Origin of the sequence: Caldovatus sediminis (assembly GCF_014644455.1) — a bacterium.
GTDB lineage: Bacteria > Pseudomonadota > Alphaproteobacteria > Acetobacterales > Acetobacteraceae > Caldovatus > Caldovatus sediminis.
In genome coordinates, this window is record NZ_BMKS01000002.1 from 434080 (window position 1) to 447095 (window position 13016).

12 protein-coding genes are annotated in these 13016 nt (G+C 73.6%); 9 read left to right on the top strand and 3 right to left on the bottom strand.

Features of this window, described 5'->3' with window-relative positions; all coding sequences use genetic code 11:
* The first annotated feature begins 28 nt into the window (after nt 1-28).
* The 6 genes from IEX99_RS04820 to IEX99_RS04845 are packed head-to-tail and all read left to right on the top strand — an operon-like array spanning nt 29 to nt 6444.
* Nucleotides 29-1000: a Bug family tripartite tricarboxylate transporter substrate binding protein gene (locus IEX99_RS04820; RefSeq protein WP_188898859.1), complete on the top strand. Its 972-nt coding sequence runs from the start codon at nt 29-31 to the stop codon at nt 998-1000.
* The gene (ggt, locus tag IEX99_RS04825) at nt 1000-2619 is read left to right on the top strand and encodes a gamma-glutamyltransferase (RefSeq protein WP_188898860.1); all 1620 of its coding nucleotides are present in this window, start codon (nt 1000-1002) and stop codon (nt 2617-2619) included. The genes IEX99_RS04820 and ggt overlap by 1 nt, the downstream gene beginning before the upstream one ends.
* Before the next feature lie 60 nt (nt 2620-2679).
* Complete coding sequence (locus IEX99_RS04830; protein WP_188898861.1) at nt 2680-3597, top strand: ABC transporter permease; 918 nt, start codon at nt 2680-2682, stop codon at nt 3595-3597.
* A complete protein-coding gene (locus IEX99_RS04835) occupies nt 3594-4475 on the top strand; it encodes an ABC transporter permease (protein WP_188898862.1) in 882 nt (293 codons plus the stop codon). The genes IEX99_RS04830 and IEX99_RS04835 overlap by 4 nt, the downstream gene beginning before the upstream one ends.
* On the top strand, nt 4472-5458 hold the full coding sequence (locus IEX99_RS04840) for an ABC transporter ATP-binding protein (protein ID WP_229677809.1): 987 nt from the start codon (nt 4472-4474) through the stop codon (nt 5456-5458). Before IEX99_RS04835 ends, IEX99_RS04840 begins: the two co-directional genes overlap by 4 nt.
* Nucleotides 5455-6444 carry an ABC transporter ATP-binding protein gene (locus IEX99_RS04845; RefSeq protein WP_188898864.1) on the top strand — a complete coding sequence of 330 codons (990 nt, stop codon included), beginning with the start codon at nt 5455-5457 and terminating at the stop codon, nt 6442-6444. Before IEX99_RS04840 ends, IEX99_RS04845 begins: the two co-directional genes overlap by 4 nt.
* A gap of 7 nt (nt 6445-6451) precedes the next feature.
* On the opposite strand, the gene IEX99_RS04850 is transcribed toward IEX99_RS04845, so the two are convergent.
* The 3 genes from IEX99_RS04850 to IEX99_RS04860 form a co-directional block, all read right to left on the bottom strand.
* Entirely contained in the window at nt 6452-8002 is a 1551-nt protein-coding gene (locus tag IEX99_RS04850) for an ABC transporter substrate-binding protein (protein ID WP_188898865.1), read from the bottom strand.
* A 71-nt stretch (nt 8003-8073) separates the two neighbouring features.
* Nucleotides 8074-8889, bottom strand: coding sequence for an alpha/beta fold hydrolase (locus tag IEX99_RS04855; protein ID WP_188898866.1), 816 nt, complete (start codon nt 8887-8889; stop codon nt 8074-8076).
* Nucleotides 8890-8898: 9 nt separating this feature from the next.
* Nucleotides 8899-9897, bottom strand: coding sequence for a Bug family tripartite tricarboxylate transporter substrate binding protein (locus tag IEX99_RS04860; RefSeq protein WP_188898867.1), 999 nt, complete (start codon nt 9895-9897; stop codon nt 8899-8901).
* A 304-nt stretch (nt 9898-10201) separates the two neighbouring features.
* Between IEX99_RS04860 and IEX99_RS04865 the strand changes: the two genes are divergently transcribed.
* The 3 genes from IEX99_RS04865 to IEX99_RS04875 are packed head-to-tail and all read left to right on the top strand — an operon-like array spanning nt 10202 to nt 13010.
* Nucleotides 10202-11029: an enoyl-CoA hydratase/isomerase family protein gene (locus tag IEX99_RS04865; protein WP_188898868.1), complete on the top strand. Its 828-nt coding sequence runs from the start codon at nt 10202-10204 to the stop codon at nt 11027-11029.
* A 34-nt stretch (nt 11030-11063) separates the two neighbouring features.
* The gene (locus IEX99_RS04870; protein WP_188898869.1) at nt 11064-11780 is read left to right on the top strand and encodes an ABC transporter ATP-binding protein; all 717 of its coding nucleotides are present in this window, start codon (nt 11064-11066) and stop codon (nt 11778-11780) included.
* A gap of 12 nt (nt 11781-11792) precedes the next feature.
* On the top strand, nt 11793-13010 hold the full coding sequence (locus tag IEX99_RS04875; protein ID WP_188898870.1) for an amino acid ABC transporter substrate-binding protein: 1218 nt from the start codon (nt 11793-11795) through the stop codon (nt 13008-13010).
* Nucleotides 13011-13016 lie beyond the last annotated feature (6 nt).

Consider the following 13016-nt stretch of genomic DNA (forward strand, 5'->3'; position numbering starts at 1 on the left):
CGCCAACCTCGCGGGAGGAGTCTTCCCCATGCTCCGCCGCCGCCCCTTGCTGCTCGCCGCCGCCGCCGGGCCGCTCGCACGCCCCGCCCGCGGGCAGGAACGCTACCCGAGCCGCCCCGTCCGCCTGATCATCCCGGTCGGCGTCGGCGGCGTGACCGACGTGGTCGGCCGCATCTACGCCGAGCACATGCAGGGGACGCTCGGCCGCCCGGTGGTGGTGGAGAACATCCCCGGCGCCGGCAGCCGCGTCGGCGCCGCCGCGTTCCACCGCGCCCCGGCCGACGGCTACACGATCATGATCGGCACCAACAACCACCCGGTCATGCGCGCCATAGACCCGAACTTCCCGCTCGACCCGGTGACGGACTTCCTCCCCTTCGCGCTGGTGGGACGGCAGCCCTTCGTGCTCGCCGTGCATCCCGACGTGCCCGCGCAGGACGTGGCCTCGTTGCTCGCCTGGCTGCGCGAGAAGGGCGAGGCGGCGAACTTCGGCGCCGCCAATCCCGGCGCCACCAACCATCTCGCCGGCGAGCTGTTCCGCAAGCTGAGCGGGGCCACCTACACCTTCATCCCCTACCGGACCGCGGCGAACGCGGTGCAGGACCTGGTCGCGGGCCGGATGCAGCTCACCATCGACAGCCCGACCATGCTCGCGCCGCTGATGCGCGACGGGCGGGTGAGGGGCCTCGCGGTCAGCTCCGCGGTGCCCTCCGACCTCGTTCCCGGCCTGCCGAGCATCCAGGGCGCCGGCATCGGCGGCTACGAGGTAACGGCCTGGCAGGTGCTGTTCGCCAGGCCCGGCACGCCGCCCGAGATCGTCGCGAGGCTGGAGGAGGCGGCAGGCAGGGCCGCCGCCGACCCCGAGCTGCGCCGCCGCCTGGCGAACGCGAGCGTGGAGACCTGGCCCGATCCTTCGGCGGCCGCCGCCGCCGCGCATGTCCGCGCCGAGGTGGAGCGCTGGGTGCCGCTGGTCACGGCGATGAATCTGAGGCCGAACTGATGCGCCCGGCGCTCCGCGCCCACCGTCCGCTCATCATGGGCCGCAAGGGCGCCGTGGCGAGCAACCACCCGGTCGCCACCCAGGCGGGCCTCGACGTGCTGAAGTCCGGCGGCAACGCGGCGGACGCGGCGCTTGCCGTCGCGCTGACGCTCGGCGTGGTGGAGCCGCACATGTCCGGCCTCGGCGGCGACGCGTTCTACCATGTGTGGGACGCGCGGCGGGGCGAGGGCGTGGTGTTCAACGGCACCGGCGCCGCGCCGCGCGCCGCGACCGCGGAGCGCTACCGGGAGGCCGGCGGCATCCCCAACCACGGCCCGCTCAGCGTCTCCGTCCCGGGCTGCGTCGCGGGCCTCGGCGCCATGCACGCGGCCTTCGGCTCGCGGCCCTGGGCCTCGCTGTTCGGCGCGGCCATCGAGGCGGCGCGCGACGGCTTCGCCGCCACCCACGCCTACCGCCACTTCGCCGGCGAGAACCGCCACCGCCTCCTGCCCGATCCCGACAGCCGCACGGCTTTCCTCCGGGATGGCGAGCCGCCGCCGCTCGGCGCCCTCGTCCTCCAGCCGGCGCTCGCCGCGACGCTGAAGGCGCTGGCCCAGGACGGGCCGGACGCCTTCTACCGCGGCCCGCTCGCCGCGCGCCTCGTCGCCGGCATGGCGGCGCGCGACGTGCCCATCGGCGCGGAGGACCTCGCCGGCACGGAGGCCGAGCGCCAGGCGCCGATCGCGGTGCCCTACCGCGGCTACACGGTGGCGCAGACGCCGCCGAACTCGACCGGCTTCACCCTGCTCCAGATGCTGCGCATCGTCGCGCGCTTCGACCTCGCTGCCCTCGGCTGGAACACGCCGGCGCTGGTCCACCTGCTGGTGGAGGCGAAGAAGCGGGCGTTCCTCGACCGCGAGGCGCATGGCGCCGATCCGCGCGGACGGGACATCCCGCTCGACCGCCTGCTGTCGGAGGCGCACGCCGCCGCCCACGCCGCGGCGATCGATCCGCGCCGCGCCGCGCGGCTGCCGGTGCGGCCCGAATGCGGGGGCGACACCACCTACTTCTGCGTCGTGGACGCCGCCGGCAATGCCGTCTCGGCGATCCAGAGCCTGAACTCCGCCTTCGGCTCCGGCGTCACCGCCGGCGAGACCGGCGTGCTGCTCAACAACCGCATGGCCTATTGGCACCTGGAGCCGCCGGGCCACGCCAACGAACTCCGGCCCGGCCGGCGCGTGCGCCACACCATGAACGCGCCGATGCTGCTGCGGGACGGCAGGCCCTGGTGCGTGCTCGGCACGCCCGGCGCGGACCACCAGGTGCAGGTCAACCTCCAGGCGATCGTCGCCATGGTGGATTTCGGCCTCGACCCGCAGCAGGCGCTGGAGGCGCCGCGCTGGACCAGCAGCCAGCCGGGCCAGGAGGCCAACTGGCCGCATGGCGGCGAGGACCTACTGACCCTGGAGGCCGGCTTCGGCGTCGACACCGCCGCCGCGCTCGAGGCGCTCGGCCACCGCGTCAGGGTCGTCCCCGACCTCGAGGGCCCGTGCAGCCTGGAGGCGATCCGCATCCTGGACAACGGCGTCCGCATGGCGGCCTCCGACCCGCGGCGCGACGGCTGGGCGGGGGCGTTCTGATGCGCCGCCCTCGCCGCCGGTTGCGGCGCGCGGCCCCGCCCGCCTAGGCTCTCGTCCGTCATGGCCCGCTTCCTCCTCCGCCGCCTGGTGGTCGCGCTCCTGGTCGCGGCCACGGTGATGACGGTGAGCTTCCTGCTCACGCGGCTGTCGGGCGACCTCGCCATCTCGATCGCGGGGCCGAACGCGACGCAGGAGGACGTAGATCTCATCCGCCGCGCCTACGGCCTCGACCGGCCTCTGTGGGTGCAGTATCTCGACTGGATGGGGCGTGCGCTGACCGGGGACTTCGGCGAGAGCTACTTCTTCAAGGACCGCGTCTCCAACCTCATCGCCGAGCGGCTGCCGGTCACCGTGAGCCTCGGCCTGGTCGGCCTCGGCATCGCCCTCGCCGTCGGCCCCCCGCTCGGCATCGTCGCCGCGGTGCGCGAGAACACCTGGGTGGACCGCGCCGTCATGCTGGTCGCCCTGATCGGCCAGGCGATGCCGAGCTTCTGGCTCGGCCTGATCCTGATGATCGTGCTCGGCCTCAACCTCGGCTGGCTGCCGATCTCCGGCACCGGGTCGTGGGAGCACTACGTCATGCCCGGGATCGTGCTCTCCTTCTCCGCCATCCCCTCGCTGATGCGCCTGACGCGCAGCGGGATGATCGACGCGCTGGCCTCGGACTACATACGGACGGCGCGCGCGAAGGGCCTCTCGCGCCTCTCCATCCTGGTCAAGCACGGCTTCCGCAACGCGGCCATCCCGGTGGTCTCGATCGCGGCGGTCCAGCTCGGCTTCATGCTCGGCGGCTCGATCGTGATCGAGACGGTCTTCGCCCTGCACGGCGTCGGCTTCCTGGCCTGGGAAAGCATCAGCAAGAACGACTTCCCGGTGGTGCAGGCGGTGGTCCTCGTCCTGGCGCTGATCTATGTCGGCCTGACGCTGCTCGCCGACTTGCTGAACGCCGTGCTCGACCCGAGGCTGCGCACGGCATGAGCGAGGCGGTCCTCCCCGGCGTCACGGTTCCGGAGCGGCGCCGCGGACGCCTGCTGCGCGATTCGGGCTTGGTGCTCGGGGGCCTGATCGTCGGCTTCGTGACGCTGGTCGCGGTCCTCGGGCCCTGGCTCGCCCCCTACGACCCCTTCGCGATCGACCTGACGCGACGCCTCGTCCCGCCCGCCTGGATGGAGGGCGGGACGCCGGAGAACCTGCTCGGCACCGACCAGCTCGGGCGCGACTACCTCTCGCGGCTGATCTACGGGGCGCGGATCTCGATGGTGATCGGCGTCCTCACGGTCGTCACCTCCGGCCTGATCGGCACGACGATGGGCGTTCTCGGCGGCTATTTCGGCGGGCGGGTGGACGACGTGGTGGTGTTCGCCATCACCGCGCGGCTCTCCATCCCCGTGGTCCTCGTGGCCCTCGCCGTCGTCGGGCTGATGGGATCGAGCTTCACCCTCGTCATCCTCGTCCTCGGCCTGCTGCTCTGGGACCGTTTCGCCGTGGTGGCGCGCTCTACCACCATGCAGATCCGCAACCTCGACTACGTCGCCGCCGCCTGGTGCGCCGGCTGCTCGCGCGCTTCGATCCTCTTGCGCGAGATCCTGCCGAACATCGCGAGCCACCTTGCCGTGGTCGCGACCCTGGAGATGGCGCTGGCGATCCTGCTCGAGGCCGCGCTCTCCTTCCTCGGTCTCGGCGTGCCGGCGCCGCTCCCCTCCTGGGGGCTGATGATCGCCGAGGCGAAGGAGTACATGTTCTTCTCGCCATGGGTCATCATGATCCCCGGCATCGCGCTGTTCGTGCTCGTGCTCGGCATCAACCTGCTGGGCGACGCGCTGCGCGACATGCTGGGCACGGACCTCAGCCGGTGAGCGCGCTGCTCGAGGTCGCCGGCCTGCACGTCCGCTTCGGCGAGGTCGCCGCGGTGCGCGGCGCCTCGCTCGTCGTCGCGCGGGGCGAGACACACTGCCTGGTGGGCGAGTCCGGCTGCGGCAAGTCGGTGACCGCGCTCGCCGTCATGGGGCTGCTCGCCCGCGGCGCGCGGCGCGCGGCGGAGCGCCTAGCCTTCGCCGGACAGGACCTGCGCGACCTCTCGGACCGCGCGATGTCGCGGCTGCGCGGCGACCGGATGGCGATGATCTTCCAGGAGCCGATGACCAGCCTGAACCCCTCCTACACCATCGGCAGCCAGATGACGGAGGTGCTCCGCCGCCACCGCCCCGGCGCGACGCGCGCCCAGGCCGTGGACCGCGCGGTGGAGCTGCTCGGGCGGGTCGGCATCACCGCGCCGGGCATGCGGCTCGGCCAGTACCCGCACCAGCTCTCCGGCGGCCTGCGCCAGCGCGTCATGATCGCCATGGCACTGATGTGCGAGCCGGAGCTGCTGATCGCCGACGAGCCGACCACCGCGCTCGACGTCACCGTGCAGGCGCAGATCCTGCGGCTGCTGGCGGGGCTGCAGCGCGACCTCGGCCTCGCCATCCTGCTCATCACCCACGACCTCGGCATCGTGGCGCGCGTCGCGCACCGCGTCTCGGTGATGTATGCGGGGGAGGTGGTGGAGAGCGCGCCGACCGCCGCGCTCTTCGCCGCGCCGCGCCATCCCTACACGCGCGGCCTGCTCTCCTGCGTGCCGGTGCCGGGCAAGGTGCGGCGCGACCAGCCGCTCGGCAGCATCCCCGGCGTGGTGCCGCGCATCCCGCCCGGCTTCGCGGGCTGCGCCTTCCGCGACCGCTGCGCCCATGCCCGCGCCGAGTGCTCGGGCGACGTGCCGCGCCGCGCCGCGGGACCGGAGCACGAATTCCTCTGCACCCTCGCGCCCGACTGGGCGCGCGCCGAGCCGGTCGCGGCATGAGCGGGGCCGCCGCGCCTCCCGCGATCGAGGTGAGGGACCTCCGCCGCGTCTTCCGCGTGCGCCAGGGCCTGTTCGCGCCGCCGCGCGAGGTGGTGGCGGTGGACGGGGTCTCCTTCCGCGTGCCGGCGGGCAGCGTGCTCGGCGTGGTCGGCGAATCCGGCTGCGGCAAGTCCACCCTGGCGCGGCTGATCCTCGGCCTGCTGCCGCCGAGCGCTGGCGAGGTGCTGGTGGAGGGCCGGCGCCTCGCGGAGATGGACCGCCGCGCGCGCGCGCGCCTGATCCAGCCCGTCTTCCAGGACCCCTTCGCCTCGCTCAATCCGCGCCGGCGCGTGCGCGACATCGTCGCCATGCCGCTCGTCGCCCAGGGCGACATGCCGCGCGCGGAGATCGAGCGCCGCGTCGCCGAGGTGCTCGAGCGCGTCGGCCTCTCCCGCGAGCAGGGCGACCGCTTCCCCGCGCAGCTCTCCGGCGGCCAGCGCCAGCGCGTCGCCATCGCGCGCGCCCTGGTGCTGCGCCCGCGCGTCGTCGTGTGCGACGAGCCGACGAGCGCGCTCGACGTCTCGGTGCAGGCGCAGATCCTGAACCTGCTCGCCGAGCTCCGCCGCGACCTCGGCCTCACCTACCTCTTCATCAGCCACAACCTCGCCGTGGTCGAGCACGTCGCGACCGAGGTCGCGGTGATGTATCTCGGCCGCATCGTCGAGCGGGCGGAGGCCGAGGCGCTCTTCGCCGCCCCGCGCCACCCCTACACGCGCGCGCTGCTCGCCAGCGTGCTGACGCCGGAGCCTGGGCTCGGCGTGCCCGATGTCGGCCTGGGCGACGTCATGCCCGATCCCGCGAACATCCCGCCGGGCTGCCGCTTCCACCCGCGCTGCCCGCTCGCCTTCGCGCGCTGCCCGGCCGAGGCGCCGGTCCCCGTCGCCACGGCGGCGGGGATCGTCGAATGCCACCTGGAGAACACGGCGGCCGCCCGGGCGGCCGCCTGAGGCGCGCCTACTTCCACTTCGCCAGGTAGAAGCGCGGCAGCTCATCCGGATACGGCGTGAAGTCGAGCTGGCGCGAGAAGGCGTAGGCGTTGACGTAGGTGTGCAGCGGGATCCAGTAGGCCTGCTCGGTGATGCGCCGGATCGCGGCGGAGTAGGCGCGGCGGCGCGTCTCCTCGTCGTTGCTCGAACCGCCTTCCTCGACCAGCTTCGTCACCTCCGGGTCGCGCGCGTAGTCGTTGCCGCCGCCGCCGAAGTAGTTCGGTAGGATCGCGGAGACGTCGTTGATCGAGTAGCTGCCCCAGCTTCCCATGTTCAGCGCCAGCTCCCCGCGCAGCGCGCGCTGGATCTGCGCCGCCACCTGTAGCAGGTTCAGGCGGGCGCGGATGCCCACCGCCTGCAGGTAGTTCTGCACCGCCTCCGACCACTGCCGCGGCTGCACGTAGCTCGTCAGCTCGACGTCGAAGCCGTTGGGGAAGCCGGCCTCCGAGAGGAGCCGGCGCGCCTTGTCGGGGTTGTAGTCGTACTTGACCGCCGCTTCGCCGTCGCAACCGAACTGGCTCGGGAAGCAGGGCGCGTCCGGTACGCGGGAGCCGCCGCGCACGAGGCGGTCGGCGAGCGCCTGGCGGTCGATGGCGTGGAAGAGCGCCTGCCGCACCTTCAGGTTCGTCATCGGGTTGCCAGCGCCGCTGCGCCCCGCGGCGTCGGGCTGAAGGTAGCCGACGCGCATCGATTCCTTCTGCACCGCCTGCAGCGTCGGCAGGCGGTTCACGTTCTCCATCTGGTCGGGGTTGATGTTCCAGATCCAGTCCACTCGGCCGGAGAGGAGTTCGGTCAACTCGGTGGCGGCGTCCGAGAGGTAGCGCGCGGTGATCCGCCGGATCGCCGGCCGGCCCTTGGGGCCGCCCTCGTAGTAGTCGTCGAAGCGCTCGTACTCCACCCCCACCGAGACGTCCACCTTGGCGAAGCGGTAGGGGCCGGTGCCGACCGGGGCGCGCGCGAAGCCCTCCGGCCCGACGCGCTCGCGGTAGGCCTTGGGCCAGATCGGCGTGATGAGCGCGAGGTAGTCGAGCGCGGCCGGCATCGGATGCTTCATGTGCAGCCGGACGGTGTTCGGCCCCGTCTTCTCCGCGCCCTGCATCCAGGCGTAGTTGCTCGGCGTCGCGACGCGGCTTGCCGGGTCGGCGACGGTGTTGATCGTGTAGACGACGTCGTCGGGCCCGAAGGGGCTGCCGTCGTGGAACTTTACGCCCTGGCGCAGCGTGAACTCGAGCGTCTTGCCGTCCACCCAGCGCCATTCGGTGGCCAGGGCGGGGACGATCCGGAAGCTCTCGGGGTCGCGGTGCACCAGCCCGTCGAAGGCCTGGTGGCCGATGATGACGCCGGTCCGCTGGCTGTTGTAGTAGGGGTCCACGTTCGGCACCGCGTCGCGGAAGCCGACGCGCAGCGTGTTCGCGCTGCGCTGCGCCGTCGCCTCCCGCGGCGCCGCGATGGCCGGCAGGGCGAGGCCCCCGGCCGCCCCGAGCAGCCCCTTGCCGATGCTGCGCCGCCGCATGGTCATGTCCGTCTCCCTCTCTCCCGTGCCGCGAGCCTAGGCAATCGCGGCCATCGCCGGCAAGCGTCGTCGCCGCCTCAGCCGAAGCGCTCCCCGAGGAAGCGGAGCAGGTCGGCGGCGCAGCGCTCCGGCGCCATGTCGCAGATGTTGTGCGGCATGTGCTCGTAGGCGATGATGCGCAGGTCCCTGACGTTCCGCCGGTACGGCTCGTAGCCGTCGGTGCCGCCGACCGTCTCCTCGCCGGGATAGACGACGAGCGTCGGGCAACGGATGCGCGTGAGGTCCTCCGCCCACGAGCGGCTCGCCATGTGCCGGATGAAGCGCGCGACGAACGCGGGATCGCACTCCGCCGTCTGCTTCAGGAACCACTGCACCAGGCCCGGGTCGGTGGTCTTGAGGTCGAAGCGCATGTGGATGGTGCGCGCGAGGAAGGGCGTGTAGCCCTCCTTCTCCATCTGCGGCAGCCAGTCCAGCGCCGCGGGGTCCAGGCCGGGCGTCGAGCCGTAGGTGGCGAGGCTCAGCGCGCGGTCCGGGTGGTGGATCGCGATCTGCTGCGCGACGTAGCCGCCGGCCGAGTTGCCGACGATGTGCGCCTTCGCGATGCCGAGGTGGTCGAGCAGCGCGATCGCGTCTGCGGTCAGCAGCTCGAGCGAGAATGGCTCGTCCGGCCGCGGCGTGTCCGACCCGCCGTGGCCGCGCAGGTCCATCCGCACTACGGGATGCCGGCGCGCGAGCAGCGGCACCATGGCGTAGAACCGCCGCGAATTGCCCATCGCCGAGTGGAGCAGCAGGATCGGCGGCGGATTGCGCCACGGGTCGGTGAAGTCGTCCACGTAGTAGGCGATGCGCTTGCCGTCGGCTGCGGCGAAGTGGTGCTGGTTGGTCACGCGCATGCCTTTTCCCTACTGCGGCTCGATGCCGGCGCGGCGGACGATCTCGGCCAGGCGCTCGCGCTCCGAGGCGATGAAGCGCCCGAACTCGGCGCCGCTGACGGCGCCCGGCTCGAAGCCCATCTCGGCGAAGCGCTCGCGGAAGGCGGCGGAGCGGATGGTCGGCACGGCGGCCGCCTCGGCGCGCCTGAGCACCGCCTCCGGCGTGCCCGCGGGCGCGACGATGCCCCACCACGCGCCCATGGCGAAGCCCGGGAGGTCCGCGGCCTCGGCCACGGTCGGCACGTCGGGCGCCGCGGCGAGGCGCCGCTCGCCGGAGACGCCGAGCGGCCGCAGCCGGCCCTCGCGCAGGTGCGGCAGGGCCGGGCCGGCGGAGGCGAAGGCCGCCTGCACCCGCCCCGCGATCAGGTCCACCAGCATGTCCGCGTCGCCGCGATAGGGCACGTGGGTGAAGCGGACCCCGGTCATCGCCTGGAACAGCTCCATCGTCAGGTGCGGCCCGGCGCCGACGCCCGAGGAGGCGAAGCTGACCGAGCCCGGCCGGTGCCTAGCGAGCGCGATGAACGCCTTCGCGTCCGTCGCCGGCACGCCCGGATGCACGACCAGGAAGTAGGGCGCCGAGGCGGCGAGGGCGATCGGCGCGAAGTCGCGCACGGGGTCGTAGCCGAGGTTGCGGCGGATCGCCGGCGCCAGCACGTGCGCGCTCGCCATCGCGAACAGGGTGTAGCCGTCCGGCAGGGCGCGCGCCGCCGCCTCCGCCGCGATCGAACCGGCCGCGCCCGAGCGGTTCTCCACCACGACGGTCTGGCCGAGCGCGTCGCTCATGCCCTGCGCCACCGCGCGCGCCACGAGGTCGTTGGCGCCGCCGGCCGGGTAGCCGACCAGCATCCGCACGCTGCGGGTGGGCCATTCGCCTGCCGGTTGCTGCGCCGCCGCGCCCACGGGCGCGGCCAGCGCCCCGGCCGTCCCGAGCAGCGCGGCGCGGCGTGAAAGCCGGTGCGGATGGTGCATGGCGGCCTCCTCCCCGGTCGGCGGACCGCGACGAGCCTATTCCTCGCCCCCGGCGGCAACAAGCCGGACGGCGCGGATCGCCGGCCGCGTTCCGTGCATGGCGCCGCGGATCCGCCGATGCGAAGCCGAGGCTGTGCTCGGCGGGAATTGAGGCGCACGCTTCCCGATCGGATGCGCCCGTCTGGCACGACCGTCGCCGGCGAGGAGCGAGGCGCGTGCGGCCGGGACGGCGGTGCCCATGCTTGACAGGCGCCACCTCCGCCCCTGTCATCCCGCCCGCCCGACAAGCCGCCGGAGGAGCACCGTGGGGGACACGACGACGCAGCAGACCGAACCGCCCGTCCTCGTCGCCCGCGAGGGACCCGTGGTGCGCGCCACGCTCAACCGCCCGGCGCAGCGCAACGCGATGAACACGGCGCTGGTAGAGGCGCTCGACGCGCTCATCGCCTCGCTGCGCGAGGACCGCAGCGCGCGGGTGCTCGTCCTCTCGGGTGCGGGAGGCAATTTCTGCGCGGGCCTCGACCTCGTGGAGCTCGGCAGCGGTGCGCTGACTCCCGAGCAGCGCCTCGCCGCGAGCCAGGAGCGCAACCGCCGCACGGCGGAGCGCTTCCTCGCCATCAGCGCGCTGCCGCAGGTGGTGATCGCGCAGATCGAGGGCGCGGCGCATGCCGGCGGGCTCGGCTTCGTCTGCTGCGCCGACATCGCCCTCGCCGCCGGCAACGCCCGCTTCGCCGCGCCGGAGGCGCGCCGCGGCCTGGTGCCGGCGCAGATCCTCCCCTGGCTGGTCCGGCGGATGGGGCGCGCCCATGCGACGCGCCTGGTGCTGCAGGGTGCCGTGATCGGCGCGGCCGAGGCGGAACGGATCGGCCTCGTGCACCAGGTCGCGCCGGACGCCGCGGCGCTCCGCGCGCTGGTGGACGCGACGGTGCGCGACGTGCTGCAGAACGCGCCCGGCGCGCTCGCCGAGACCAAGGCGCTGATCGCCGCGCTCGGCCCGCTGGCACCGGAGGGCTACGCCGAGGCGGGCGCCGCCGCCTTCGCGCGCTGCGCCGCGGGGCCGGAGGCCGCCGAGGGCATCGCCGCCTTCCGCGAGAAGCGCCCGCCGCGCTGGGCCGCCGCCGCAACAGGTTGACCGGCCCGCCGGGCCGGTCCGTAATGCGGCGGCGATGAGCCCGCCCATCCTGCACGCCGAGGGCCTGCGCTACGCCTATCGCGGCGTGCCCGCCGTGCAGGAGGTCTCGCTCAGCGTCGGCGAGGGGGAGATCGTCGCGCTCCTCGGCGCGAACGGCGCCGGCAAGTCCACCACGGTGAACATGCTGGCGGGCGTCCTGCGCCCCGCCGCCGGCCGCGTCCTCTGGCGGGGCGAGGACATCGCGGGCCTGCCCGCCCATCGCGTGCTCGAGCGCGGCATCGCGCTCGTTCCCGAGGGGCGGCTGATCTTCCCGCAGATGACGGTGCTGGAGAACCTCCAGGTCGCCGGCGCGGCGCCCCGCGCGGCGGCGGAGTTCCCGCGGCGGCTGGAGGAGATCTTCGGCATCTTCCCCCGGCTCGCGGAGCGCCGCGCCCAGCCCGCCGGCTCGCTCTCGGGCGGCGAGCAGCAGATGCTCGCCATCGCCCGCGGCCTGGTCGCCCGGCCGGAGCTGCTGATCCTCGACGAGCCCTCGCTCGGCCTCGCGCCGATGCTCGTGCGCGCGGTGTTCGATCTGGTGCGCGACCTCAACGCGCGCGGCATCACCGTGCTGCTGGTCGAGCAGAACTTGCACCAGTCCCTGCGCGTCGCCGGCCGCGGCTACGTGCTGGAGAAGGGGCGCGTCGCGCTCTCCGGCACCGGTGCGGCGCTGCTCGAGGACCCCTATGTGCGCCAGACCTATCTCGGGATGTGAGGAAACGCCGCGATGATGAGAGCCACCCGCCGCACCGTGCTCGCCATCGGCCTCGCCGCGCCCTTCGTCGCGCGCGCGCAGGCGCAGCCGCGCGCCGTCCCGCTCGGCGGCTCGATCCCGATGACCGGCGCCGCCGCGGAGACCGGCCTGAACGTGCTGCACGGCTACCAGGCGGCGGTGAAGCGCATCGAGGAGATGGGCGGCATCCAGGCGGGCGGCCAGACCTACCGCTTCGAGCTGCGCCTGGTGGACGACGCCTCCGACCCCTCGCGCGCGGTGACGCTGATCCAGCGCCAGGTGGACGAGCAGGTGCCGCTGTTCCTCGGCTCCTTCGGCTCGAACATCGTGCTGCCGACCTGCGCCATCACCGAGCGCGCGCGGCGCCCGATGGTCCAGGCCGGCGGCGGCTCCGACCAGATCTTCACCCAGGGCCGGCGCTACGTCTTCGGCGTCTTCCCGCGCGCGACCCGGCAGTTCGAGACGACGACGAACTTCTTCAAAAGCCTCGACCCGAAGCCGCAGACCTTCGCCATCCTCTACACCAACGACCCCTTCAGCCGCTTCTCCGCCGAGGGCGCGCGGACCTCGCTCACCGGCGCCGGCTTCCAGGTGACCGATTTCGTGCAGCTCCCCGCGGTGGTGACCGACGTCACCACCGTGCTCGCCCGGATCCGCGAGACGCGGCCGGACGTGCTGATCGCCACCACGCACGACGAGCACTCTCTGCTCATCACGCGCCAGATGATCAGCAGCGACACCAACGTGAAGCTCGCCTATTTCGGCCTCGGGCCGCAGACCGCCGCCTACCGGCAGGCGATCGGGCGCTATGCGGACTCGATCCTCACGGCGTCCTACTGGGCGTCGAACGCCCCCTACCAGTGCCCCTACTTCGGCAGCGCCAAGGGGTTCGAGGAGTACTACAACCGCAACTTCCAGCGCCCGCTCGCCTACCACATGGCCTCCGGCGCGGCCTGCATCCTCGCCTTCGCCGAGGCGCTGAAGGCCGCCGGCGGGCCGGACGCGGCGAAGATGCGCGACGCGCTCGCCGCCATGGACTTCCTGTGCTTCTACGGCCGGATCAAGTTCACGCCGCAGGGCGATGGCGACGCCGAGCTGATGGGCCCGCTCGTCGCCCAGGTGCAGGGCGGCAGGCTGGAGATCGTGGGCCCGCCCGCCGCGGCGACGGCGCGCCCGATCTGGCCGGCGCCGCCCTGGAACCAGCGCGGCTGAAGGGAA

What these genes read in the sequence shown, in the direction of transcription:
- IEX99_RS04820 (WP_188898859.1), top strand. Translation starts at nt 29, where the DNA reads ATGCTCCGCCGCCGCCCCTTGCTGCTCGCCGCCGCCGCCGGGCCGCTC.
- IEX99_RS04830 (WP_188898861.1), top strand. Translation starts at nt 2,680, where the DNA reads ATGGCCCGCTTCCTCCTCCGCCGCCTGGTGGTCGCGCTCCTGGTCGCG.
- IEX99_RS04870 (WP_188898869.1), top strand. Translation starts at nt 11,064, where the DNA reads ATGAGCCCGCCCATCCTGCACGCCGAGGGCCTGCGCTACGCCTATCGC.
- IEX99_RS04855 (WP_188898866.1), bottom strand. Translation starts at nt 8,889, where the DNA reads ATGCGCGTGACCAACCAGCACCACTTCGCCGCAGCCGACGGCAAGCGC.
- IEX99_RS04835 (WP_188898862.1), top strand. Translation starts at nt 3,594, where the DNA reads ATGAGCGAGGCGGTCCTCCCCGGCGTCACGGTTCCGGAGCGGCGCCGC.
- IEX99_RS04860 (WP_188898867.1), bottom strand. Translation starts at nt 9,897, where the DNA reads ATGCACCATCCGCACCGGCTTTCACGCCGCGCCGCGCTGCTCGGGACG.
- IEX99_RS04850 (WP_188898865.1), bottom strand. Translation starts at nt 8,002, where the DNA reads ATGACCATGCGGCGGCGCAGCATCGGCAAGGGGCTGCTCGGGGCGGCC.
- IEX99_RS04875 (WP_188898870.1), top strand. Translation starts at nt 11,793, where the DNA reads ATGATGAGAGCCACCCGCCGCACCGTGCTCGCCATCGGCCTCGCCGCG.
- ggt (WP_188898860.1), top strand. Translation starts at nt 1,000, where the DNA reads ATGCGCCCGGCGCTCCGCGCCCACCGTCCGCTCATCATGGGCCGCAAG.
- IEX99_RS04845 (WP_188898864.1), top strand. Translation starts at nt 5,455, where the DNA reads ATGAGCGGGGCCGCCGCGCCTCCCGCGATCGAGGTGAGGGACCTCCGC.